20 protein-coding genes are annotated in these 22180 nt (G+C 72.0%); 9 read left to right on the top strand and 11 right to left on the bottom strand.

Annotated features, from left to right (window positions below):
- Positions 1-45 precede the first annotated feature (45 nt).
- On the top strand, positions 46-465 hold the full coding sequence (locus CLV40_RS35480; protein ID WP_104483408.1) for a hypothetical protein: 420 nt from the start codon (positions 46-48) through the stop codon (positions 463-465).
- Here the strand turns inward: CLV40_RS35480 and CLV40_RS35475 are convergent.
- Genes CLV40_RS35475 through CLV40_RS35465 form a run of 3 tightly spaced genes read right to left on the bottom strand, consistent with a single transcriptional unit; the run spans position 445 to position 2418 of the window.
- The gene (locus CLV40_RS35475) at positions 445-879 is read right to left on the bottom strand and encodes a hypothetical protein (RefSeq protein WP_104483407.1); all 435 of its coding nucleotides are present in this window, start codon (positions 877-879) and stop codon (positions 445-447) included. The genes CLV40_RS35480 and CLV40_RS35475 overlap by 21 nt on opposite strands.
- Positions 867-1673: a CPBP family intramembrane glutamic endopeptidase gene (locus CLV40_RS35470; protein WP_104483406.1), complete on the bottom strand. Its 807-nt coding sequence runs from the start codon at positions 1671-1673 to the stop codon at positions 867-869. The genes CLV40_RS35475 and CLV40_RS35470 overlap by 13 nt, the downstream gene beginning before the upstream one ends.
- Before the next feature lie 10 nt (positions 1674-1683).
- The gene (locus tag CLV40_RS35465) at positions 1684-2418 is read right to left on the bottom strand and encodes a DUF2470 domain-containing protein (protein ID WP_104483405.1); all 735 of its coding nucleotides are present in this window, start codon (positions 2416-2418) and stop codon (positions 1684-1686) included.
- A 1195-nt stretch (positions 2419-3613) separates the two neighbouring features.
- On the opposite strand from CLV40_RS35465, the gene CLV40_RS35455 reads away from it, so the two are divergent.
- Entirely contained in the window at positions 3614-4726 is a 1113-nt protein-coding gene (locus CLV40_RS35455; protein ID WP_104483403.1) for a hypothetical protein, read from the top strand.
- 50 nt (positions 4727-4776) lie between these two features.
- Here CLV40_RS35455 and CLV40_RS35450 read toward each other — a convergent pair whose 3' ends face one another.
- The 3 genes from CLV40_RS35450 to CLV40_RS35440 all read right to left on the bottom strand — a co-directional run bounded on the left by CLV40_RS35450 (position 4777) and on the right by CLV40_RS35440 (position 8724).
- Entirely contained in the window at positions 4777-5514 is a 738-nt protein-coding gene (locus CLV40_RS35450) for a hypothetical protein (protein ID WP_104483431.1), read from the bottom strand.
- Positions 5515-5669: 155 nt separating this feature from the next.
- Positions 5670-7472, bottom strand: a complete 1803-nt coding sequence (locus CLV40_RS35445; RefSeq protein WP_104483402.1) for a substrate-binding and VWA domain-containing protein — start codon at positions 7470-7472, stop codon at positions 5670-5672.
- Positions 7473-7548: 76 nt separating this feature from the next.
- Complete coding sequence (locus CLV40_RS35440) at positions 7549-8724, bottom strand: homogentisate 1,2-dioxygenase (protein ID WP_104483401.1); 1176 nt, start codon at positions 8722-8724, stop codon at positions 7549-7551.
- Positions 8725-8817: 93 nt separating this feature from the next.
- On the opposite strand from CLV40_RS35440, the gene CLV40_RS35435 reads away from it, so the two are divergent.
- From CLV40_RS35435 to CLV40_RS35425, 3 genes are read left to right on the top strand one after another with little or no spacing between them, the layout of a single operon-like run.
- Positions 8818-9684, top strand: a complete 867-nt coding sequence (locus tag CLV40_RS35435; protein WP_281261703.1) for a hypothetical protein — start codon at positions 8818-8820, stop codon at positions 9682-9684.
- A complete protein-coding gene (fahA, locus tag CLV40_RS35430; protein ID WP_104483399.1) occupies positions 9681-10877 on the top strand; it encodes a fumarylacetoacetase in 1197 nt (398 codons plus the stop codon). The genes CLV40_RS35435 and fahA overlap by 4 nt, the downstream gene beginning before the upstream one ends.
- Before the next feature lies 1 nt (position 10878).
- The gene (locus CLV40_RS35425) at positions 10879-11559 is read left to right on the top strand and encodes a helix-turn-helix domain-containing protein (RefSeq protein ID WP_104483398.1); all 681 of its coding nucleotides are present in this window, start codon (positions 10879-10881) and stop codon (positions 11557-11559) included.
- Positions 11560-11598: 39 nt separating this feature from the next.
- On the opposite strand, the gene CLV40_RS35420 is transcribed toward CLV40_RS35425, so the two are convergent.
- The 3 genes from CLV40_RS35420 to CLV40_RS35410 are packed head-to-tail and all read right to left on the bottom strand — an operon-like array spanning position 11599 to position 13606.
- Entirely contained in the window at positions 11599-12474 is an 876-nt protein-coding gene (locus CLV40_RS35420; protein WP_104483397.1) for a protein kinase family protein, read from the bottom strand.
- 23 nt (positions 12475-12497) lie between these two features.
- Positions 12498-12995, bottom strand: a complete 498-nt coding sequence (locus tag CLV40_RS35415; protein WP_104483396.1) for a hypothetical protein — start codon at positions 12993-12995, stop codon at positions 12498-12500.
- Positions 12996-13009: 14 nt separating this feature from the next.
- Positions 13010-13606, bottom strand: coding sequence for a TMEM165/GDT1 family protein (locus tag CLV40_RS35410; RefSeq protein WP_245931791.1), 597 nt, complete (start codon positions 13604-13606; stop codon positions 13010-13012).
- A gap of 106 nt (positions 13607-13712) precedes the next feature.
- On the opposite strand from CLV40_RS35410, the gene CLV40_RS35405 reads away from it, so the two are divergent.
- Genes CLV40_RS35405 through CLV40_RS35390 form a run of 4 tightly spaced genes read left to right on the top strand, consistent with a single transcriptional unit; the run spans position 13713 to position 20513 of the window.
- Positions 13713-15185, top strand: coding sequence for a cytochrome ubiquinol oxidase subunit I (locus CLV40_RS35405; protein WP_104483395.1), 1473 nt, complete (start codon positions 13713-13715; stop codon positions 15183-15185).
- Positions 15186-15196: 11 nt separating this feature from the next.
- On the top strand, positions 15197-16204 hold the full coding sequence (gene cydB / locus CLV40_RS35400) for a cytochrome d ubiquinol oxidase subunit II (RefSeq protein WP_104483394.1): 1008 nt from the start codon (positions 15197-15199) through the stop codon (positions 16202-16204).
- Positions 16201-19368, top strand: coding sequence for a thiol reductant ABC exporter subunit CydC (gene cydC / locus CLV40_RS35395; RefSeq protein WP_374065137.1), 3168 nt, complete (start codon positions 16201-16203; stop codon positions 19366-19368). The genes cydB and cydC overlap by 4 nt, the downstream gene beginning before the upstream one ends.
- A 14-nt stretch (positions 19369-19382) precedes the next feature.
- Positions 19383-20513: a GAF domain-containing sensor histidine kinase gene (locus tag CLV40_RS35390; RefSeq protein ID WP_104483429.1), complete on the top strand. Its 1131-nt coding sequence runs from the start codon at positions 19383-19385 to the stop codon at positions 20511-20513.
- On the opposite strand, the gene CLV40_RS35385 is transcribed toward CLV40_RS35390, so the two are convergent.
- Positions 20499-21128: a response regulator transcription factor gene (locus CLV40_RS35385; protein ID WP_104483428.1), complete on the bottom strand. Its 630-nt coding sequence runs from the start codon at positions 21126-21128 to the stop codon at positions 20499-20501. The genes CLV40_RS35390 and CLV40_RS35385 overlap by 15 nt on opposite strands.
- A gap of 7 nt (positions 21129-21135) precedes the next feature.
- Positions 21136-22071 carry a type I pantothenate kinase gene (gene coaA / locus CLV40_RS35380; RefSeq protein WP_104483392.1) on the bottom strand — a complete coding sequence of 312 codons (936 nt, stop codon included), beginning with the start codon at positions 22069-22071 and terminating at the stop codon, positions 21136-21138.
- Between the last annotated feature and the right edge of the window lie 109 nt (positions 22072-22180).

Below are 22180 nucleotides of genomic sequence, written 5' to 3'. Positions count from 1 at the left end.
CTAAACTCTTGAAACACTGTTACGTAACGATGTAATATTTCTGGCATGATCACCCTCACCGATCCCAGCCGCTACCTCGCGGGCGCGGTCCTGCTCACCATCGTCGGCATCGAGTTCGGCGGCTGGTTCCTCATGCGCGTGGCCCGGGGGCAGCAGAAGCTCACGCCGTTCCAGCAGAAGTTCGCCCGCGCGGGGCACGCGCACGCCGGCGTCCTGGTCACCCTCGGCCTCGTCTGCCTGCTCTTAGCCGACGCGGCCGGGCTCGACGGCGCGATCGGGTGGGCCGCGCGGCTCGGCGTGCCCGTCGCGGCGGCGCTCATCTCCGCCGGGTTCTTCTTCTCGTCGATGGGGCGCGGCGAGGTGACCAGGCCGAACCGGCTGATCGCGTTGATCTGGCTCGGCGCGGTGTCGCTGGCCGTCGGGGTGGTGTCGATCGGGGTGGGGCTACTGGCCGGTGGCCACTAGGACGACCGTGTTCTCGACCAGGTAGGCCGTGGTCTGCCAGCCCTGGGAGGAGAACATGGCGTCGAGGGACTTGCCGGTTCGGTAGGGGCCCGCGGGGAGGTGGCCCCGGAGACCTTCGACGACGGCGGGAGTTTCCGTGCCTTGGACATCCCCGTCGGTGATCGTCGTCTGGGGGAGGGTGACGATCGCGTCGATCCAGTACGTGGACGGTCCGGGGACGCGGTCGTCGCCCAGGGTGCCGGACATCCACACGGCTTTTGTGGCCCCGGCCAGCGCCGGGAAGCGCTTGACGAGCGGGTCGAGGTCGGTGCGGAGTTCGCCGGTGCCCGACTTCCGGGGTGCGGGAGGTGCGCTGTCGCAGGCGGTCGCGAGCAGCAGGAGCGCGACGGCGGCGATCCGGGTCACGGCAGCCATGAGACCTTCCCGCGCAGCAGGGAGTAGCCGACGAAGGCGATGAAGTCGAGCAGGGTGTGCGCGATGACCAGCGGCCACAACCGGTTGGTGCGCTGCCACACCCGGCCGAAGACCAGGCCCATGACGACGTTCCCGAGGAAGCCGCCGAAGCCCTGGTAGAGGTGGTACGAACCGCGCAGGACGGCGGCGAAGACGAGCGAGCCGTTCTCCTTGAGGCCGAGGTGGCGCAGGCGGGTGATCAGGTAGCCGACCACCAGGACCTCCTCGGCCCAGGCGTTGCCCGCCGCGAGGAGCGTCAGCGCGACGGGGCGCCACCACGAGTCGTCCAGGGTCGACGGGGCGACCGCGAGGTTGAGCCCCATGGCGTGCGCGACCAGGTAGAACGCCAGACCGGGCAGGCCGATCAGGGCGGCCAGGCCGACACCACCCGCCGAGTCCCGGCCCTTGCGGGTGCCGTCGAGGCCGATCGCGGGCAGGCGGGTGCCCGCGCGGTAGAGCAGGTACAGGCCCAACGCGCCCCACGCGGTCAGCCGGACCACGCCGAGCAGCTGCTTGAGCAGGTCGATCAGCCCGATGTCGGCCTGCGGCACGTTGATCGCGACCGACTGCTGGTCCAGCGCCACCGGCTGCAGCAGCGCGTCCACAAGGGACAGCAGGCTGCTCAGCCCGGACAGGCCGAGGGTGACGGCGAAGACGATGAGCAGCTCGATCCGCACCAGCCGCCGCTGCTCGGGATCGGTGATCAGGTCGTCGCCGGGTCGCTCCGGCGCGAGCCACGCCCGCAGGTTCGCCACCAGCGGGAAGCTACCCGGTGCGGCGCGCCGCCAGGAACGGGCAACCCACCAGGCGGCGCAGCTCGGCGCTGAGCTCACCCGGCGTGCGCACCGGGCGGGAGAAGGCCAGCCGCACGTCGTGGTCGGCGTCGATGGCCTCGACCCGCAGCCGCAGGCCGAACCGGTCCAGGCCGAGCGGGCGGACGTGGCCGCCGCGCAGGTCCTCGGGGAGGTGGCGGACCAGGGCGCCGACGACGTCGGTGTGCGAGAGCTCCAGGTGGCGGAGCCAGCCCGCCTCGAAGGTGGCGAACGGGTCGGGCTCGGCCTCGGCGAAGGCGGCCAGCGACACCGAGTGCGACCCCTCGGCGTCGGCGAGGACGAGGGAGGCGGGGACCAGGCGCAGCAGCGTGGCACCGTGGCCGACGTCGAGCAGCCGCGGGTCGGGGCGGTCGTCGGCGACCAGGACGGCCTGCTCGCGCGCCTCGTCGTCGCTGAGCGCGCGGAGCCAGCCGGTGATCCAGAGCAGGCCGCGGATGGGCTCGCGCAACGGGACGGGAGCGGCGTCGGCCAACTCGACCATCGTCGCCACCTCCCCCCGCGGTGCCTGCCACGCGGTCGCGACCAGGTGGTGGTCGGCGGGCAGCAGGACGCTCACGGAGCCGTCGCAGTGCACGTGGTGCAGCAGTGGGGAAACCCGATCGGCCGACTCGGCCTCGGCCACCTCGGCGGCGGGGACGAGCGTCGCCCGGCCACCCAACGTGGCCATCGTCCGAGCCCGCTCGGCCGGGTGCGGGGCCGGGGGACGCGGCGCGTCCGTTCTGGTCACGTCCACCTCCTGTGGTTAGGTCACCCTAACTTGCGGTTGGCCCCGAAGGGAAGCGGAGATTCGCTGTTCCCACCGATCGGTTGGCACGCCCGGCTTCCCGCAGGCGGGCATCACCCGGGCCGAACGAGCCTAGCGCCGGGTTTGGGCCCCGTGCGTGGGTAGCCGGATATTCCAGCAGTTGAGACAGGGAAAGGCTGATTGCAACATGCGGTCGGTGATCGGTCGGGCCGCGCGGGGCGGACAACCGAAAGTCACGATCAGGATGCACTGCGCATGCGAACCGGGCAAGCAGCGGCCCATCGCGGTCGGTGCTTTGCCTTGAGCGGCGGGCAATGCGGAGTTGTCGGTGTTGGCCCGCTTGTTGCCGCGGGGTTGCCGTGGGAAGTGCGGCTCCCGGCTCCCGGCTCTGCAACGCCCGAACCCGCGAGGACGCCCGAACCCGCGAGGACGCCCGAACCCGCGAGGACGCCCGAACCCGCGAGGACGCCCGAACCCGCGAGGACGCCCGAACCCCACGAGGGCAGCCCCCGCCCTTCCTCTGGGGGACGGCCCTGTTCCAGTCTATCGGCGGCGGGGCGGGGGAAACGGGTTGGCGATTCGCTGTGGATGGGTGTGGGGGATGTGGATAAGTCGTGGTTGGAGAAAGCCCAGGTGGGGAGGGGGTTGGGGGATGAGGGGGCTGGGGGTGTGGATGGAAAGCACTCGATCGGGGAGGTTGCCGGGCGGTCTGTGGGGGTGGCGCGGGTTGCTGTGCGTAGGGGAGAGCAGGGCTGCGGGGAGTGCGGCGGGATGTGAGGACCAGGCGGTCGGGGGTGAGGGGTTGGTGGGGTGGAGGGGAGCGGGCGGGGACTGGTTGAGGTTGCGATGGTTCGTGGGTTTGGTGGGGCTGGGTGGTGCGGTGGGATGTGGAGACGAGGCGGCTGTGGGGGGGCGAGGGTGGGGTGAGGGCGGGGTGCCGGCGGCGTCTTCCGCCATGCCAACCCGCGAGGTGGTGGCGGAGGGCGGGGAGGGGCTGAGGGCGGAGCCTGTCCTGGTGGGGTTTGGGCTGGCTGGGGGTGTGGGGGTGGGTTGGCTGAGTGGGTGTCGTGGGGTGGGTGGTGGCTAGGCTGCGCTGGCGTCGGCGGATGGAGGGGTGATGGGGAAGGCCAGCCAGCGGGAGGCGGCGGTGGTTGAGGCGCCGGTTGACGGGGTGGCGGTTGCCGACCCGGCTACGCGGCGGGCGCTGTCGGGGTTGCGGATGCCGTTGATCGGGTTGCCGTTGGCCGGTGTGGTGTTGGGGGTGCCCTCGGTGTGGCTCGCGATGGTGGGCGCGGGGTGGATCGGGGTTGTGGTGCTTGGGGTTTGCGCGGCGGCGTTCCTGTTCACCGCCGTGCTCGCGTTGCAGGTCACCGGGTTGTGGATCGGGCCCGCGGGGCGCCTGCTCCGCGCTCAGCCGTGGCGGGTGGCTTCGGTGAAGGTGTTTCGGCCGCGGCGGGGGGTGTTGCCGAAGGCGCGGTTGTTGGTGCGGGCCGAGGGGGAGGAGCCGGTGCATCTCCTGGCGCCGTTGTTGCCTTGGGCGGCGCAGCAGGTTTTGGCGCGGACGGGGAAGATCTGGCTGGTCGGGCCCGATGCGCAGGGGTGGGTGGCGATTCGGTCCGCCGGGCTCGTGCTGCCGCTGGGGCAGGCACGGGTCAGCCCGGCCGGGTTCACCGACGAGGTCGAGATCGACGTGGCGCAGACCGCGCCGGTGCGCATCCCGCTGGCTAGTGGGGACGCGGTTCTCTCCCGGGTCATCTCGGCGCCGCGGAAGCGGTCGCGGACGGACCTGGTGACGCCGATCCTGCTGCTCGTCTTCGCGGGCATCGTGCTGGTCGACCTGCTCAACCGGGGGATCAAGGCCGACCAGGTCGGGTTGGCGGTCGGCGTTTTCGCGGGCACGCTGGCCATCGTCGGACTGCTGGCCTGGCGCGTGCGGCGGCTGCGGTTCTGGCTCCAGGTCGACCGGCACCTCGCCGACGGCCCGTGGACGTCGGTGCCCGTCGAACTCCCCGACCTCACCGAGGCCCGCCGCGAGACGGTGGCCGGGCGGGCGACGCTGCCCGGCGGGCGCGAGGTCTCGGTGACGCTGCCGCGGGCCGGGCACGCCCTCCGCGCGAACATCACCGAGACCGGCACCCTGTGGACCGCGGGCACCCCGGCCGCCGGAAAGCGAGCGGTCGTCGGTATTCCGGGATACCCGTTCGTCGCCCTCGCGAACTTCGGCGAATGACCATCCAACAGGCGGAAATCAGACATCGATTCCCGCCCGGGTAATTCGATTCAGCCGACCGTGCGGCGGACGGTTTCCTCGGTCTCGGCGACACCCGCGCGGATGCCTTCGAGTTGGTCGGTCAGATCGGTGATCAGGTTGCCGTCGACCGCCGGGTAGTCGGCGGTGGTGGCCGACAGTTCGACCACGCGGACCACCAGACCCTCCAGGCCGATCGTGCCGGACTCCAACTGCGCCATCAGCCGCTCGTACGCGGCGGTGAGCCGCTCGTGCACGGCCAACTGCGAGCGCACCGACTCCAGCGACCGGTCCAGTTCCGCGCGCACCCCGCTGCCCGCCTGCTTGCGGGCCTTGAGCAGCCTGCGCTCGTCGGCGGCCAGCGCGGCCGGGTCGAGGCGGGCGATGGCCCGGCCCGTGGTGACCGCGCGGCTGGCCAGCCGGTTGAGCCCGCGCACCGTGTCGTCGATGCCGCCCGCCATGCCGTTGACCTGGTCGGCCAGCGGACCCGCGGCCAGCGACCCGGCGATCGAGGCGAAGTCCTCCTGCGCGCCCGCGGCCCGCAGCAGCCACTGCGCCTCCGGGGTGTCCGCCTCGATCTCGATCACCCGCGGCTCGGGTACCTCCTCCACGCGCGACGACCAGCCCGCCACGGCCGCGCGGGCGGCCAGGACGACCACCCCGACACCGAGGGTGGCCGCGACCGGTAAGTGGATGGCCCAGGCCACCCCCGTGGCGCTGGCTGCCAGCAACAGACCCCACGGGTCCGCCAGTTCTCTCGCGTAGCTCATGCCCATCTCTCGCCAAGCGGTGGGTGATGACGACGAATGATCCTAGGCGCACGACCCGATGCATTGGTCGGCACCAATACCGGGTTGTTGCCTTTCCGACACCCGGTACCACCTCCCGCCATTCTTGTTGGTGAATCCCTGGCTTTTCGCGTGAATCAGAAGTTGGAGATGACGGCGGTGAATACTTGATCGATCGTGTCCGGCTTGGACGAGTCGTACGCGGCCGCGTCGGTCGCCTCGGCGATGCGGCGCAGCACCGACAGGTCGGCATCACCACCGTAGGCGATGGTGAACAGCCGCACCGCGTCGTTGCCGCCTTCCGTCCGCAACCGGCCCAGCAGGTCGTCGAGCACGATGCCGTTCGAGTCCTCGTTCTTGCCGTCGGTGAGCACCACGACCGCGTTGATCGCCTTCGGGTCCAGGTTGGCCTTCAGGTACTCGTGCGCGGCCAGGGCGGTGTCGTACAGGCCCGTGCCCGAGGTCGGCACCAGTCCCTCCAGCCGCCCGCGTAACTGCTCGCGGTTGGTCGACATGGGACCGGTGGGCACCAGTTGCAGGTAGTCCTTCTCGCCGTCCAGGCGGGTGGAGAACATCCACAGGCCGACCTTGTCCGTGTCCGCGAACTGGCTCAGCGAGTTGATCGCGGCCTGCTTGGCCAGGTCCAGCCGGGTCTTGCCGGTGCCCGGCACATCGCTGCTCATCGAGCCGGACACGTCGACCACCAGCAGCACGTTCGCCTGCTTGCGCAGCTGCCCCCACGACGTGAGCAGCTTGTCCAGCACCGGCGGCGCGGGCGGGGTCAGCGCGTTGAGCCGCACATCGGGCAGCACGCCGTTGTCCCGGTTGACCTCGCCGTCGGCCTTGCCGTCGAAGGAGCGGAAACCCTCGTTGGCGAAGCGCTTCTGCTGGTCGGCGCCGCGCAGGTAGGCCAGGAAGTCGGCGGCCACCTGCTTGCGGGTGTCATCGGCCCAGGCGAGCACGGTGAACGGGTGGTCGGAGACCAGGGTGCCGTCGCTGGGGTAGATCGCGGCCAGCGGCACCTTCGGCTTGCCGTGCTGGCCGCGCGTCGCCGGGTTGCCCGTCGGGTTGCCCTGGTTGTACGCGACCAGGGAGTTCTCCTCCACGGCCACCGCGGAGATGTACGACAGCGCCGCGCCCCGGTCGTCGGCGCGCTGGAGGTTGCTGAGGAAGGTGAGCGTCGTGTCGCCGTAGTGCACGATCGACTGCTCCACCCCGCGCACGAACGCCTGCACGTCCGGCTGGTTCAGCACGTTCTCGGTGAGGTCCGACGACGTGCCCGTGGCCGCGAAGTACGCGCCGATCGTGGCGTTGAGGCCCGAGGTGGACAGGTTCGGGTTGGTCTTGCCCAGCCGGAAGGCGCCCCACTCCGGGTGCCCGTACTTGGCCCAGCCCGCCGGGTCGCCCGCCAGCGCCACCAGGTCGCGCCAGCCCAGCGGCTTGTCCGGCCAGCCGAGCGCCTCGGCCATCGGCCGCGGCATGGCGATCACCAGCGGCGCGGTGACGATCGACTCCGGCTTGGCGTCGGTGACCACGCCCGACCGGTCCGCCTTGATCAGCCGCTGGCGCAGCAGCGTGACCCACCCCGACGCGGCGGGCGTCCACACGTCCGGGCGCGGCCCGTCGACCGCCTCGTTCCAGCCCTGGGCCAGCGCCTGCATCGCCGCGCCGGAGCTCTTGGCCTGCACCAGCACGTCCACGCAGCGCCCGGCCACCGTGCGGCCGCTGTAGTCGGCCGCGAGCTGCTGCAGCAGCCCCGCCTTCTCCGGCGAGGCCGCCACCCGCAGCTGCACCGAGTCGCCCGCGCACTTGGTCGGCTCGGCCGCCGTCTCGTCCGAGGTCGAGGTGAGCAGGCGCAGACCGACGATGAGCCCGATCGCGAGCGCGACGGCTACGACGAACGAGATCACCTTGCGTCTGCTCGACCCAGCGCTGGTCATCCGGCCTCCCCTGGTAGACCGCCATTATGGGGTCAGCGCGGGGTGCGGGGCCGGGAGTTGTCCACAGGCTAGCCCGTCAGGCCCAATCGGGTCCCCGCTTGCTCCACGACCAGGCGTAGCGCGGGTCCTCGCTGTCCGCGGCGGCCTCGCCGAGGTCGAGCGGGCGGAAGGTGTCGACCATGACTGCGGTCTCGTCGAAGAAGTCCGCGCCGATCGATGCCTCCGCCGCGCCCGGCTGCGGGCCGTGGGTGAAGCCGGAGGGGTGCAGCGACAGCGAGCCGATGCCGATGCCGGAGCCCTTGCGCGCCTCGTAGTTGCCGCCGACGTAGAACATCAGCTCGTCGGAGTCGACGTTGGCGTGGTTGTACGGCACCGGGATCGCGTCGGGGTGGTAGTCGACCTTGCGCGGCATGAACGAGCACACCACGAAGTTCGGGCCCTCGAAGGTCTGGTGCACGGGCGGCGGCTGGTGGACCCGGCCGGTGATCGGCTCGAAGTCGCTGATGTGGAACGCCCACGGGTACAGGCATCCGTCCCAGCCGACCACGTCGAACGGGTGGTTCGCGTAGGTGAACCTGGTCAGGCCCGCGCGGTGGCGGACCAGCACGTCGACGTCCTCGCCGTCGACCAGCAGCGGCGCGGTCGGCCCGCGCTGGTCGCGTTCGCAGTAGGGGGAGTGCTCCAGGAACTGGCCTTTGGTCGACAGGTAGCGCTTCGGTGGGCCGATGTGGCCTGCGGCCTCGACGATGAAGAGGCGGACCTCGCTGTCGGGCACCACGCGGTAGGTGGTCGACGTGGGAATGACCAGGTAGTCGCCGTCCGCGACGCGTAGTGCGCCGTAGACCGTCTCGACCGTTGCGGAGCCGCCTTGCACGTAGAACAGCTCGTCGCCGACCGCGTTGCGGTAGAGCGGGCTCGGCGCGGTCGCCACTACGAACCCGATGACCACGTCCGCGTTGCCGAACAGCGTCCGCCGACCGGTGACCGCGTTGGTGTCGGCGGCGAACTTCAGGTCCTGGCTGCGGAAGTGCCGGGGCTTGAGCGGGTGGTTGGGCACCAGCGGGCCGCGGAAGTCCTCGACGACCTCGGCGTTGACGATCGCCGTCGGCAGGTGCCGGTGGTAGAGCAGCGCGGAGTCCGAGGAGAAGCCCTCCACGCCCATCAGCTCTTCTGCGTAGAGCTTGCCCTCGGGGGACCGGAACTGGGTGTGCCTCTTGCGGGGGATCTCCCCGACGCTGCGGTAGTGCGGCATTGCTCCTCCGAGATCCGAGCGAGGTGTACCGAAATTCTGTCCGGAAAGCGGACATCTTTGTTCAGTTGGCGGTACGCTACTAGCGTGTCAGCCGTGTCAAGCGCAGCTCCCCTCCCAGCGCCCGGTCCGCGAGGCATTCCGCCGCTGTTCGCGCGGCTTGTCGACGACGCAGCACTGTTCCCCCCGGGCAACGCGCCCATGCCCGACGCGGTGCGCATGCACCTCGAAGGGCGCGAGGGCGAGCACGCGGGCGTGATGGGTCTGTTCCTGTGCCAGGCCTCCCGACTCCCCGAGCTGATCACCGAACTGGTGAAGGCGAAACCCACCAAACCGGTGGCGTTGTCACTGGTGATCGACACCGGGCTGGGCGGGGTGCCCAAGGCGCTGTCGATCGTCGAGTCGCGAGCCGAGTTGCTCGCGCTGCGGATGGTCGAGATGCCCGCCCCCTCCGACGTCGACGACGTGTGGCTGGAGCGGGTCAGCGAGTTCGTGCCGGAGGACGTCATCCGGGTGGTCGAGCCGCGCCGCGGCGGCCAGGAGTGGCTCGCGGGCATCCGCCGGGTCGTCGACCACGGCAGCTGGCCCAAGATCCGCTGCGGTGGGCTGAGCCGCGAGGCCTTCCCCAGCGTGGCCGAGGTCGCCGACTTCCTGGCGGTGATCAGCTCCGGGGAGGCGTCGTTCAAGGCCACCGCGGGCCTGCACAACGCCGTCCGGCACACCGACCACGAGACCGGGTTCGAGCACCACGGGTTCCTGAACCTGCTGGTCGCCACCGCCCGGCTGCTCGCGGGCGGCGACGTGCGCGGCGCGCTGGCCGAGACCGACGGCGCCGTGCTGGCCGAGGAGGCCAAGGGCCTGTCCGACCAGGCCGCGCACGCGGTGCGCGCGGTGTTCGGCTCGTACGGGTCGTGCTCGCTGAGCGAGCCGGTCGAGGACCTGGAAGGGCTGGGCCTGCTGTGAGCTGGATCGACGACCCCGAGTTCGCCGCCGACCGGCCGTTCGGCCCGCAGACGCTGCCCTACGGCGTCGTGGAGACCGCGGACGGGCCCGCCGTCGCCGTGCGCGTCGGCGACCACGCGCTGCCGCTGCGCCCGATCGCCGACGAGTTCACCGCCGAGCTGGCGGAGCTGGTGTCGGCGGACTCCCTCGACCCGCTGCTCGCCGCCGGGCGGTCCGCCTGGTCGGCACTGCGCGCGCGGCTGGGTGAGCTGGTGAACGCGACGGCGGCGCCGGAAGGTGCAGTCCTGCTGCCGTTGGCGGAGACCCGCACGCGGTTGGCCTTTACCGTCGGCGACTACGTCGACTTCTACTCCTCGCGCAACCACGCGGAGAACGTCGGCCGCATCTTCCGCCCCGACGGCGACGCGCTGTTCCCGAACTGGAGCCACCTGCCGGTGGGCTACCACGGCCGCTCGGGGACCATCGTGGTCTCGGGGACGGACGTGGTCCGCCCGCACGGCCAGCGCAAGGGCGACGACGCCCCGGTGTTCGGCCCGAGCGTCCGGCTGGACATCGAGGCGGAGATCGGCTTCGTCTGCGGCGGCCCGGTCGCCCGGCGGGTGCCGACCTCGGCGGCGGCGGAGCACATCTTCGGCGTGGCCGTCGTCAACGACTGGTCGGCGCGCGACATCCAGGCGTGGGAGTACGTGCCGCTCGGCCCGAACCTGGGCAAGTCGTTCGCCACGTCGATCGGCGCGTGGATCACCCCGCTGGAGGCCTTCACCGCGGCGCGTGTGCCGGTGCCGGACCCGGGCCACCCCCGGCTGCCGTACCTGGTCGAGGACGCCGACTGGGGCCTCGACATCCACCTGCGGGTGGAGTGGAACGGCACGGTCGTGTCCCGGCCCGAGTTCGCGGACATGGCGTTCTCGTGCGCGCAACAACTGGCCCACATGACCGTCAACGGCGCCACCGTCCGCCCCGGGGACCTGTTCGCCTCCGGCACCGTCTCCGGCGCGGAGAAGCACCAGCGCGGCTCCTTCCTGGAGCTGAGCTGGGGCGGCAAGGAACCGCTCAAGCTGGACGACGGCACCGAGCGCACCTTCCTGGTGGACGGTGACACGGTGTCGATCACCGCCACCGCCCCCGGCCCGGACGGATCGGTCATCGGCCTGTCCGAGGTCGTCGGCACCATCGTGGCGGCGGAGGACTGACGTGCCAGGCATCCGGTCGACGGGTCCGGTCACCCGCCAGACGAGCTCCCCGGTCGCGAAGGAGAGCTCGCTGACCCTCGACCGCGGCCTGGCACTCCTGCAGGCGGTGGCCGACTCGGACACCGAGGCCCCGACCATAAGCGACCTCGCGACTGCGATCGGCGCCAGCCGGGCCGCGGTCTACCGGTTGCTCGTGCCGTTGCAGGCCCGCGGCCTGGTGCGCCGGGAGGGCTCCAAGGTCCGGCTCGGGCTCGGGCTGCTGCAATTGGCCGCGAAGGTGGCGCCCCAGCTCCGCGTGGCCGCCCTGCCCGCCCTGCGCGAGCTGGCCGAGTCCGTGGGCGCGACGGCGCACCTGACCGTCGCGGACGGGGACGAGGCCCAGGCCATCGCGGTGGTGGAGCCGTCGTGGACCACCTACCACGTGGCCTACCGGGTGGGGACCAGGCACTCGCTGTTCAAGGGCGCGGCGGGCAAGGCGATCACGCTGCGGCCCGGCGACCAGGGCTGGATCGGGTCGGTCGGCGAACTCCAGCCGGGCGCCTACGGGATCGCGGCCCCCGTGCGCGGGGTGACCGACCTGCGGGCGAGCGTGGGCGTGGTGACGTTCGAACCGCTGGACGGGACCGTGGTCGGCCCGCGGGTCGTGCAGGCCGCCGCCGCCATCGCCGAAGCACTGCGCTGACCTGGTGCGCCTTGGTCGGACCGACCAAGGCGCACCAGGTCAGGCCCGGCGGGTGGGGTCGGCGAGCAGGCCGTTGAGGTACGTGGCCCAGGCGTGGGCGCTCGGTCGGTGCGCCGGGCGGTCCGCCAAGGCCCTCGTCAGCATGTCGAGTCCAGCGGCGTCGAGGACTCCCGCAGCGGCCACCGGGTCTCGCTTCGTCGAGGTCAGCACGCCGGGCGTCAGGGTGCGCAGCACGAAGAGTCCGAGTTTGTAGAGATCGGTGGCCTGGCTGAGCCCGTCGTGGTGTTCGGGTGGGTCCCAGTCGGGGCTGTCGATCTGGCGGGTGGTGGCTGTCGAGCCGGTGGGGCGCATCTCGTCGCCGCCCGTGAACATGACCATGGGCCGGGCGCTGAGCCGGTACAGGGCGTCACGGTGGTTGATGTCGCCGACTACGATGCCGAGGACGTGCAGGAAGTCCAGGGCGTCCGCGAAGTCCGCGCACACCAGCAGCCGCTGCGTCGCCGTCGGCAGGACGCGGCCGATCCGGGCGGGTTCGACGAAGAGGTACTGCACCTCGCGCGGGGCCTTCTTGCGGTTCCCCGACGGCAGCGTGATGTCGTCGAAGTAGGAGTCGGGGATTCGCGGTACCACGACTCCGACGGTGTCGACTCCGCGTCGGACGACGCGCACCGGCCACGTGGTGATCCGGTCGAGCCAAGCCCGTGACGGCTGGTCGAGTTCGGCCCTTAGGGCCACGAGGTCCGCGGCGGAGTCCGGAACCCGGCGGTGGTGCTTGAACACCAGGCCGCCGGGTACGTCGGGGAGTCCGTAGTCGGGCAGTGCGTAGACGATGGCCTGACCGCCTCGCCCGAGCACGGGGCCGAGCCGCCCGAGTTGGTCGATGTGGACCGCGGTGTCCCCGCCTGGGCTCGGCACGTGCTCGGCGCTCCTCGGTGCGATCAGGTGTGGGCACCCATCCTGGACCGGTGGTCGCTGTGGCGGGCCCAGATGACCAGCAGGACCGCTGTCGCCAGGGCGCCGAGGACGAGCATCGGGCCGCCCAGGTGCAGGCCCCAGGGCATGCCCGGGTCCGCGGTGGGGGCGAAGTCGTTGTCGGTGGCCGCGTCCCGGGTGATGGCCCAGTACTCGCGCCAGCCGCCGACGGTGATGAAGGGGAGGGCGTAGACGGTGGTCAGCCAGGCTGCTACCAGGGAACGTCCGAGTTGGACGAAGCCGGTGAGCACCGCCAAGCCGACCACCGACACCGCGAGGACGAACACCGATACCCGCGTGTCCAGTTGCGCCACGGCCTCGCCGAGGTCGGCGTCGGGTAGGTGCTTGCGTCGGATGACCGCTGTCGCCGCGTCCCAGTGGTGCAGGGTCCACAGCGACTCGGCGATCTGCACGAGCAGGCCGACCGCCCAAACGGCGATGGCCCCCCAGACTCGGTGGATCACGCCGCGACCCTAGCTCAGCCGAAGAGGGCCTCGTAGGTCGCGAACAGGGCAAACGCCGCGAAGACGACGCCCGCGACGCGTTGGATCAGGTGCGGCTTGATCCGTTCGGCGATCTTGCGGCCGATCAGGACCGCGATGCCCGCCACGGACACCAGGGCCAGCCACGCGCCGAGGCCGACCCAGAACGGCTCCGCGTACCGGGCCGACAACCCGGCCGTGGCGATCTGGGACGCGTCGCCCCACTCGGCGGCGAACAGCACGCCGAAGGAGGTCAGGGCGACTCGGCGGAAGGACACCGGGGCGGTCGGGCCCGCGTCCTCGACCTCCTCCTCCGCCTTCGAGAAACCCTCCTTGAGCAGCAGGAAGGCGCCGATGGCGAACAGCGCCGCGACCACCCCCGCCACCACCCGGTCCGGCAGCAGCGTCAGCACGCCGCCGAAGGCCGCGGCGATCAGGCACTGGACGGCGAAGGCGGCGCTGACCCCGACGAACACCGGCCACGGCCGGTAGCGCGTCGTGAGGATCAGGGTGGCGACCAGCGTCTTGTCCGGCAGCTCCACGACGAGCACCAGCGCGAAGGCCGCGGCCAGGGCGATCAGGGCGGTTCCCATGCGGTGAACACTAGGCGGGGGTGGCGCCGCTCACGGGACCTACGTCCCGTCTCAAGAGGACTCGCGCGCCTTTAGCTGGGTCGCGCGGAGGACGATATTCATCCACGTGGACGTACTAGATCTGGCGAGGTGGCAGTTCGGCATCACCACCGTCTACCACTTCCTGATGGTGCCGCTGACCATCGGCCTCTCGCTGCTGGTCGCCGGGATGCAGACGGCGTGGGTGCGCACGGCGAACCCGAAGTACCTGCGGATGACGAAGTTCTGGGGCAAGCTGTTGCTGATCAACTTCGCCATGGGCGTGGTGACCGGCATCGTGCAGGAGTTCCAGTTCGGCATGTCCTGGAGCGCCTACTCGCGGTTCGTCGGCGACGTGTTCGGCGCGCCGCTGGCGATGGAGGGGCTGGTCGCCTTCTTCGTCGAGTCCACCTTCCTCGGTCTGTGGATCTTCGGCTGGGACCGGCTGCCCAAGCGGGTGCACCTGGCGTGCGCCTGGGCGTTCAGCCTGGCGACGATGGTCTCGGCGTACTTCATCCTCGCGGCGAACTCGTGGATGCAGCACCCGGTCGGCGTCGAGTTCGTCGACGGGAAGCCGCGGCTGACCTCGATCTGGGCGGTGCTGACGAACAACACCGCGCTGGCCGCGATCCCGCACACCATCTTCGGCACCTTCGCCGTGGCGGGCGCGTTCCTGGTCGGCATCGCCGCCTGGCACCTGTGGCGGCGGCGCGACGACGACGCGCCCGTGTGGCGGGCGTCGGTGAAGTTCGGCGCCTGGGTCGGCGCGGTGGCCTTCGCCGGGTTGGCGATCACCGGTGACGTGCAGGGCAAGCTGATGTTCGAGCAGCAGCCGATGAAGATGGCCGCCGCCGAGGCGCTGTGCCACACCGAGGCGCCCGCCGCGTTCTCGATCTTCGCGATCGGCGACGTCAGCAGGCCCGACTGTGAGAACGTCAAGTCGATCACGGTGCCCGCGCTGCTGTCCTTCCTGGCGCACAACGACTTCAGCACCGAGGTGCGCGGCATCGAGGACCTGGTCACCGAGTACCAGCAGCGCTACGGCACCAACTACCCGGTCGACCCCCAGTTGGGTGAGCTGTCGGGCAAGCCGATCGACTACGTGCCCAACCTGCCGGTGACCTACTGGGGCTTCCGGCTGATGATCGGCTTCGGCGCCATCGGCGCGCTGGTCGGCCTGGCCGTGCTGTGGCTGACCCGCGGCGGGCGCATCCCGCGCACCAGGTGGTTCCCGCGGTTGGCGCTGGCGGGCATCGCGACCCCGTTCCTGGCCAACAGCTTCGGCTGGATCTTCACCGAGATGGGGCGCCAGCCGTTCGTCGTGGTGCCCAACCCGTCCGGTGTGGACGGGGTGTGGATGTTCACCGCGCGGGGCGTCTCGGCGCTGACCACCGGTGAGGCGTGGACGTCGCTGATCACGCTGACCCTGCTCTACGGCGTCCTCGCGGTGCTCGAGGTCTTCCTCCTCGCCCGCTACGTGCGCGGCGGCGTGGCCGGGGTCATGCCACCCGAGAAGCCCGACGGCGAGAAGTCCGACGACCGACTCGCGTTCGCGTACTAGGGGAGTCCACAGTGGATCTCGCGGATCTCTGGTTCTGCATCATCGCCCTGCTGTGGCTGGGCTACCTGTTCCTCGAGGGCTTCGACTTCGGTGTCGGCATGCTGCTCCCGGTGCTGTCCGAGGACGAGACCGACCGCCGGGTCATGGTCAACACCATCGGACCGGTGTGGGACGGCAACGAGGTCTGGCTGCTGGTCGCCGGTGGTGCCACCTTCGCCGCCTTCCCCGGTTGGTACGCCTCGCTGTTCAGCTCCGCGTTCCTGCCGCTGCTGCTGTTCCTGGTCGCGCTCATCTGCCGCGGTGTCTCGTTCGAGTACCGGGGCAAGGTCGACAGCGTCCGGTGGCGCCGCAACTGGGACCTGGTCATCACGACCTCGTCGTGGGTCGCGACGCTCGGCGTGGGGCTGGTGCTGACGTGGAACGTGCTCGGCCTGCCGCTGGACGCCGAGGGCAACCGGGTCGGCTCGCCGTTCGCCGCGATCACCCTGCCGACGCTGCTCGGCGCGCTCGCCGTCGCCGGGTTCGCCCTGGTCCACGGCGCCGCGTTCACCGCGCTGAAGACCGACGGCGAGCTGAGCGAGCGGGCCCGCCGGTTCGCCGCCCGCTGGGCGCCGGTCGCGTTGCTGCCGCTGGCCGCGTTGCTGGTCCTGGTGCAGCTCCGCGAGGGTTCGGGGTGGACGTGGGTGCCGCTGGGTGTCGTGGTCGTGGCGGCCGCGACCGCCGTGGCGCGGCTGCGCGCCGGGCGTGACGGGCAGGCGTTCTCCGCGCTCGGAGTGGCCGTGGCCGCGACCGTGGTGACGCTGTTCGGGGCGCTGTACCCGAACGTGCTGCCGTCGACGATCGACGCCGCCAATTCGCTGACCGTGGCCGACACCGCGTCGAGCCCGTACACGCTGGAGGTCATGAGCTGGGTGGCGCTGTTCGGCACCCCGGCCGTGCTGGTCTACCAGGGCTGGACGTACTGGGTCTTCCGCAAGCGGGTCAGCCGGGCGCACATCCCGCCGGTGCACGTGCCGTGACCGCCAAGATCTCTCCTGGGAAGTCTCGACCCGCCAGTCGTCCCGGGAGGGGCCCGCTCGGCGCGTTGCCGGGGTTGTCCCCGTCAGCGCGCCGGGCACTGGCCCTGTGCGGTGTTCTCGCGGTGCTCACCGCAGTTGCCGTAGTGGTGCAGGCGTGGGCTCTGGCCGCTGCGTTGACGGCGGGCAGGTCGCCGACCACCGAGCTGGCGGTGCTGACCGGGGCCGTGCTCGTCCGCGCGCTGCTGGGCTGGGCGACGCAGGTCGTGGCGGCCCGGGCCGCGGCGGGGGCGAAGGAGGAGCTGCGCGGTGTCCTGCTGGACCGGGCGCTGGCCCAGGGGCCGGAGTGGATCGCCGAGCGGGGCGCGGGGGAGCTGACCGCGCTGGCGACCCGGGGGCTCGACGCGCTGGACGCCTACTTCGGCACGTACCTGCCCGCGCTGGTCACCGCGGCCGTCGCGCCGCTGGGGGTCGGCGCGGTGGTCTTGGCGGTGGACTGGCCGTCGGCGCTGGTGGTGGCGTTGACCGTGCCGCTGATCCCGCTGTTCGCCATCGTCATCGGCCGCTACACCGAGGACCGCGTGGGACCGGCCGCCGCCGCGACCGAGCGGTTGTCGGGGAACCTGCTGGAACTGGTCCGCGCGCTGCCGGTCCTCACCGCGTTCCGCCGGGCGTCGGCGCAGGCGGAGACCGTCCGCAAGGTCTCGGAGGCGCACCGCCGCGGCACGCTCGGCGTGCTCCGGGTGGCGTTCTCGTCGGCGTTCGCGCTGGAACTGGTCGCGACCCTGTCGGTGGCGCTGGTCGCGGTGGTGATCGGCCTCCGCCTGGTCACGGGCGACCTCACGCTGTTCGTGGGGCTGTTCGTGCTGATCGTGGTCCCGGAGTGCTACCTGCCGCTGCGCGCGGCGGGTGCCGCGCACCACGCCAGCGAGGACGGTCTCGAAGCCGTCCGCCGCGTCGCCGAGGTCCCGAGCGCGCCCGTGTCGACGGGTGATCGGCCCGTCGAGGGGTTCGCCGAGCTGCGGATCTCCGACCTCCGGGTCGCGCGGCGCGGGGGGTTCGCGCCGGACGGGCTGTCGGTGGTGGTCCGGCCGGGCGAGGTCGTCCGGCTCGATTCGCCAAGCGGGAGCGGGAAGTCGACCGCGTTCGGGGTGCTGCTCGGGTTCGTGGCGCCCGCGTCGGGGGTCGTGCTGGTCGACGGGGTGCCGCTGGCCGATCTCGACATGTCGACTTGGCGACAAATCGTCACGTGGGTACCGCAGCGGCCCGCCTTCGCCGAGGAAACCGTTCGTGAGGCCGTCGGCGAGCCTGGGGGTCTCGCCGGCGAACTGGGCATCGAGCATTTCCTCGACCGGCGGGTGGACGAGCTCTCGGTCGGGGAGCGGCAGCGGGTCGCGCTGCTGCGGGCGCTGGCCCGGCCCGGGACCCGGCTTCTCCTCCTCGACGAACCCACAGCCCACCTCGACCCGGCCACCGCCGCGCGGGTCACGCGGGTCATCCACAAGGTGGCGGACCAGGGGGTCGCCGTCCTGATGGCGACGCACCGGGTGGTCGAGGGCACGGCCGCGCCTGCCGCCGAAGACGAGGTCGTCGAGGTGGTGCGGGCGCCGGAGGCCGTGGTGCGGAACCGCACGCTGGTCACCCCGCGGCTGCTGGCCGGGGCGGCGCTCGGGTCGGCCGCGCTGGTCTGCGGGGTCGTGCTGACCGCGTTGTCCGCGTGGCTGATCGCGAAGGCCGCGCAGCAGCCGCCGATCCTCGCGCTGTCCGTCGCCGTGGTCGGCGTGCGGACGTTCGGGCTCGGGCGGGCCGCGCTGCGCTACGTCGAACGGCTCGCCGTGCACGACGCGGCCTTCCGGACCGCGACCGCGCTGCGGGTGCGGCTCTGGAACGCCTTGGTGGCGATCGGTCCCGCGCGGACCCTCGGACTGCGCCGAGGCGAAGGGCTGCGACGGTTGGTGGACGACGTGGACACCGTCCGAGACCTGACCCCGCGCGTGATCGTGCCGCCGCTGGTCGCTCTAGGCGCGTGTGTCGCGGCAGTGGTCATTCAGGCGGTGGTGCTTCCCAGCGCCGGGTTGGTGCTTGCCATCGCGGTCGCTGTCGCGGGAATCGGGGCGCCATTGGTCGCTGCGGCGGTCGAGCGTCGTGCGACTACGGCGATGGCCGACGGACGTCGCACGATCGCAGCCGGAGTCCTGACCCTCCTGGAAGGCGCAGCGGACCTCATCGCGTTCGGTAGGCACACCGCGCGTCGGAAGGCACTGGCTGACGCGGACACCGATCTCGCCCGGATCGCTAAGAGGCAGGCGGTAGGCGCGGGTGCGGCTCTTGCGCTAATCACGCTCGCCTTGGGTCTGGCGGCGGTAGTGAGCACTTACCTCGCCACGCAAGCCCACCTCGATCCGGTGCTCGTCCCGATCGTCGCACTGGTCCCACTCGCCCTGGCCGAGGCGCTGGCGCTGCTGCCACCGGCGGTCACCCACCTGGCCGCGCTGCGAGCCGCCCACGGACGGGTCTTGGCCCTGGAAGGCGCCGAACCCGCTGTCGCCACCGAACCGCGGCGTACCGACCACATCGGTCTCGACGGCGTCGACGTGCGCTGGCCCGGCACCGGCAAGCCCGCGCTCACCGACGTCACCCTGCGCGTCGACCCCGGAACCCACGTCGCCGTCGTGGGACCGTCGGGTTCCGGCAAGTCGACCCTGGTCGCCCTCCTGCTCGGCTTCCTCGGCCCCGAACGCGGCACGCTGACCCGTCCCGCGACCGTCGCCTGGTGCCCGCAGGAGCCCATGCTCGTCTCGACCAGCGTCCGCGAGAACCTCCGCCTCGCCGCCCCCGAGGCCGACGACTCCGTCCTCGCGGACGCGCTGACCCGGGCCGGGCTGCCCGGGTTCGACCTCGAAGCCCAGGCCACCGCCGTCTCCGGCGGCGAAGGCCAGCGGATCGCGCTCGCCCGCGCCCTGCTCGCCGACGCCGACGTCGTCCTGCTCGACGAGCCCACCGCGCATCTGGACGTCCCCACCGCGAACGCCGTCCTGGCCACGGTTAGGGAAGCGCTGTCCGACCGCATCGTGGTCCACGTGACGCATCGCCCCGAAGAGGCCCGGCAAGCCGATCTGGTCCTAGAGGTGAACGGGGGCGCTATCCGCCAAGCAGTGGGGACGTAACCTTCATGAAGGCCATGGACCCCACTCTTGCGGCGCGCACCCTCACTGCGTCCACCGAGATCGCGACAGCGGCGCTGGCGGGCAACGACCCCGACGCGGTGCTGCACCTCGTCGTCCGCGCCGCCGCCGAACTCGCCGAGGCCGACCTGGGCCTGCTGATGGCCGCCGCCGAGGACGGGTCGCTCACCGTCGAGGCCGCGCACGGCGCGCGCGAGCCCGACCCCGTCGGCCTGGTCCTGTCGCCGCGCTCCTCCGCCGCGAGGGTCGCGCGCGGCGGCGTCCCGATCGTGGCCGACGACGTCACCACCGACCCGCGCACCGCCCCGTACGTCCCCGCCGAACTACGCGTCTACGGCCCGTTCGCCGCCGCCCCCTTCGGCACCCGCGAGACCCGGCTCGGCGCGCTCACGGTCTACCGCAGGCGCAGCGCGAAGCCGTTCACCAGCGCCACCGTCGAGGTGCTCACCGCGTTCGCCGCGCAGGCCGGGCTGCTGTTCGTCCTCGCCGAGGGGCACAACGCGCGCGAACGCGTCGGCCTCTACGAGGAGCGCGAACGCATCGCCCGCGACCTGCACGACGTCATCGTCCAGCGCCTCTACGCCGCGGGCATGCAGCTCGACCTGCTGTCCCGCCGCTCCCGGCGGCTGGCCCGCGCCGACGCGACCCGGCTCGCCGACGCCGTCGACCAGCTCGACGCGGCCATCGCCGACGTCCGCTCCGTGGTCCGCACGCTGCGCAACCCCGACCCGAAGCCGCCCGCAGCGGACCTCGCCGAGTCGGTCCGCGCGGAGGTCGCCACGGCGCGCGAGCTGCTCGGCTTCGAGCCGTCGGTCGACCTGACCGACGACATCGCCGACGTCCCGCCCGAGATCGCCGACCACTTCCGCGCCGCGCTGCGGGAGGCGCTGTCCAACGTCGTCCGGCACGCGGGCGCGCTGCGCGTCGCCGTGCACCTGCGCCGCGACCGGCACAACCTCCGCCTCACCGTGGCCGACGACGGCTGCGGCATCCCGCGGGGCGTCAGCCAGCGCGGCCTGAAGAACCTGCGGGAACGCGCCGAGCAGGTGGGCGGTGTCTGCGAGGTGCGCTCCTCGCCCCGCAGCGGCACCACGGTGACCTGGCAGGTCCCCCTACCGCGGGCCTGACCCCTGCTGCCTGCGGGCGAACCACGCTACCGCCTGCGTGCGCCGCTCCAGCCCGAGCTTGGCCAGCACCGAGGTCACGTAGTTCTTCACGGTCTTCTCCGCCAGGAACAGCCGCTCGGCGATCTCCCGGTTCGACATGCCCTCGCCGACCAGCTCCAGCACCGCCCGCTCCCGCTCGGAGAACGACGCCAGCTCGTCCTTGCGGCGCATCCGGTCCAGCACCCGCGCGGTGGTCACCGGGTCCAGCAGCGACCGGCCCGCCGCCACCTCCCGCACGGCGTTGACCAGGTCCTGGCCGCGCACCTGCTTGAGCAGGTAGCCCGCCGCGCCCGCCATGATCGCCTCGACCAGCGCCTGCTCGTCGTCGAAGGCGGTCAGCACCAGGCACGCGGGCGCGGGGTCCAGCGACCGCAGCGACCGGCACAGCGACACCCCGTCGCCGTCGGGCAGCCGCACGTCCACGACCGCGACGTCGACCGGGGTGGCGGTCGCCCTGGTCAGCGCCTCCGCGACGGTGCCCGCCTGGGCGGTGACCTCGATGCCGGGTTCGCCGTCGAGCAGGTCGCGCAGGCCCCGCCGGACCACCTCGTGGTCGTCGACGAGCAGCACGCGGATCACGGGATCAGAGCTTACGGAGCCGGACGCGGCTGATCCGGTGGTCGGGGCCCTTGCGCAGCACCAGGGTGGCCCGCGGCCGGGTCGGCAGGATGTTGTTGATCAGGTTCGGCTCGTTGATCTGCCGCCACAGCGTGCGGGCCTCGGCCTGGGCCTGCTCGTCGGTGAGCCGGGCGTAGTGGTGGAAGTGCGAGGCCGGGTCCGCGAAGGCCGTGCCGCGCAGGGCCAGGAACCGGTCGATGTACCAGCGCTCGATGTCCTCGGGGTTGGCGTCGACGTAGAGGGAGAAGTCGAACAGGTCCGACACCGCGAGCCGGGCGGCCGGTTGCAGCACGTTGAGGCCCTCGACGATCAGGATGTCCGGCTTGCGGACCACCTGCTCCTCGCCGGGCACGATGTCGTACGCCAGGTGCGAGTAGACCGGCGCCCGCACCTCCTCCGCGCCCGCCTTCACCTCGGAGACGAACCGCAGCAGCGCGCGCCGGTCGTAGCTCTCCGGGAAGCCCTTGCGGCTCATCAGACCCCGGCGGGTCAGCTCGGCCGCCGGGAACAGGAAGCCGTCGGTGGTCACCAGGTCCACGTGCGGGTGGTCGGGCCAGCGGGCCAGCAGCAGGCGCAGCAGCCGGGCGGTCGTCGACTTGCCGACCGCGACGCTGCCCGCCACGCCGATGACGAACGGGACCTTGGGCGCGGTGCGGCGGTCCTCGCCGAGGAACTCGACCGTGGCGTCGTAGAGCCGCTGGCGGGCCGCGACCTGCAGGGAGATCAGCCGCGAGAGCGGGAGGTAGACGTCGACCACCTCGTCGAGGTCGACCGGGTCGCGCAGGCCGCGCAGCGCGACCAGCTCCTCCAGGGTCAGCGGCAGCGGTGTTGCCTCGCGCAGCTCCCGCCACTGCTCGCGGCGCAGCTCGACGTACGGGCTCAGCTCGCGCACCCGCGCCATGTGCGCCTCCTCGCGCTGGGAAGTGGGGCCTACCCGCGTCAACGTAGGCGCTCCTGTGGGTCAAGCGCTGTGACGCACTGCACCGTCGGACGGACTGGAGGTGTGGCGC

The sequence above is a fragment of the Actinokineospora auranticolor genome (genome assembly GCF_002934265.1).
Taxonomy (GTDB): Bacteria; Actinomycetota; Actinomycetes; order Mycobacteriales; family Pseudonocardiaceae; genus Actinokineospora; species Actinokineospora auranticolor.
Note: the sequence above shows the minus strand (reverse complement) of the source record. Positions and strands in the feature narration are given on the sequence as shown.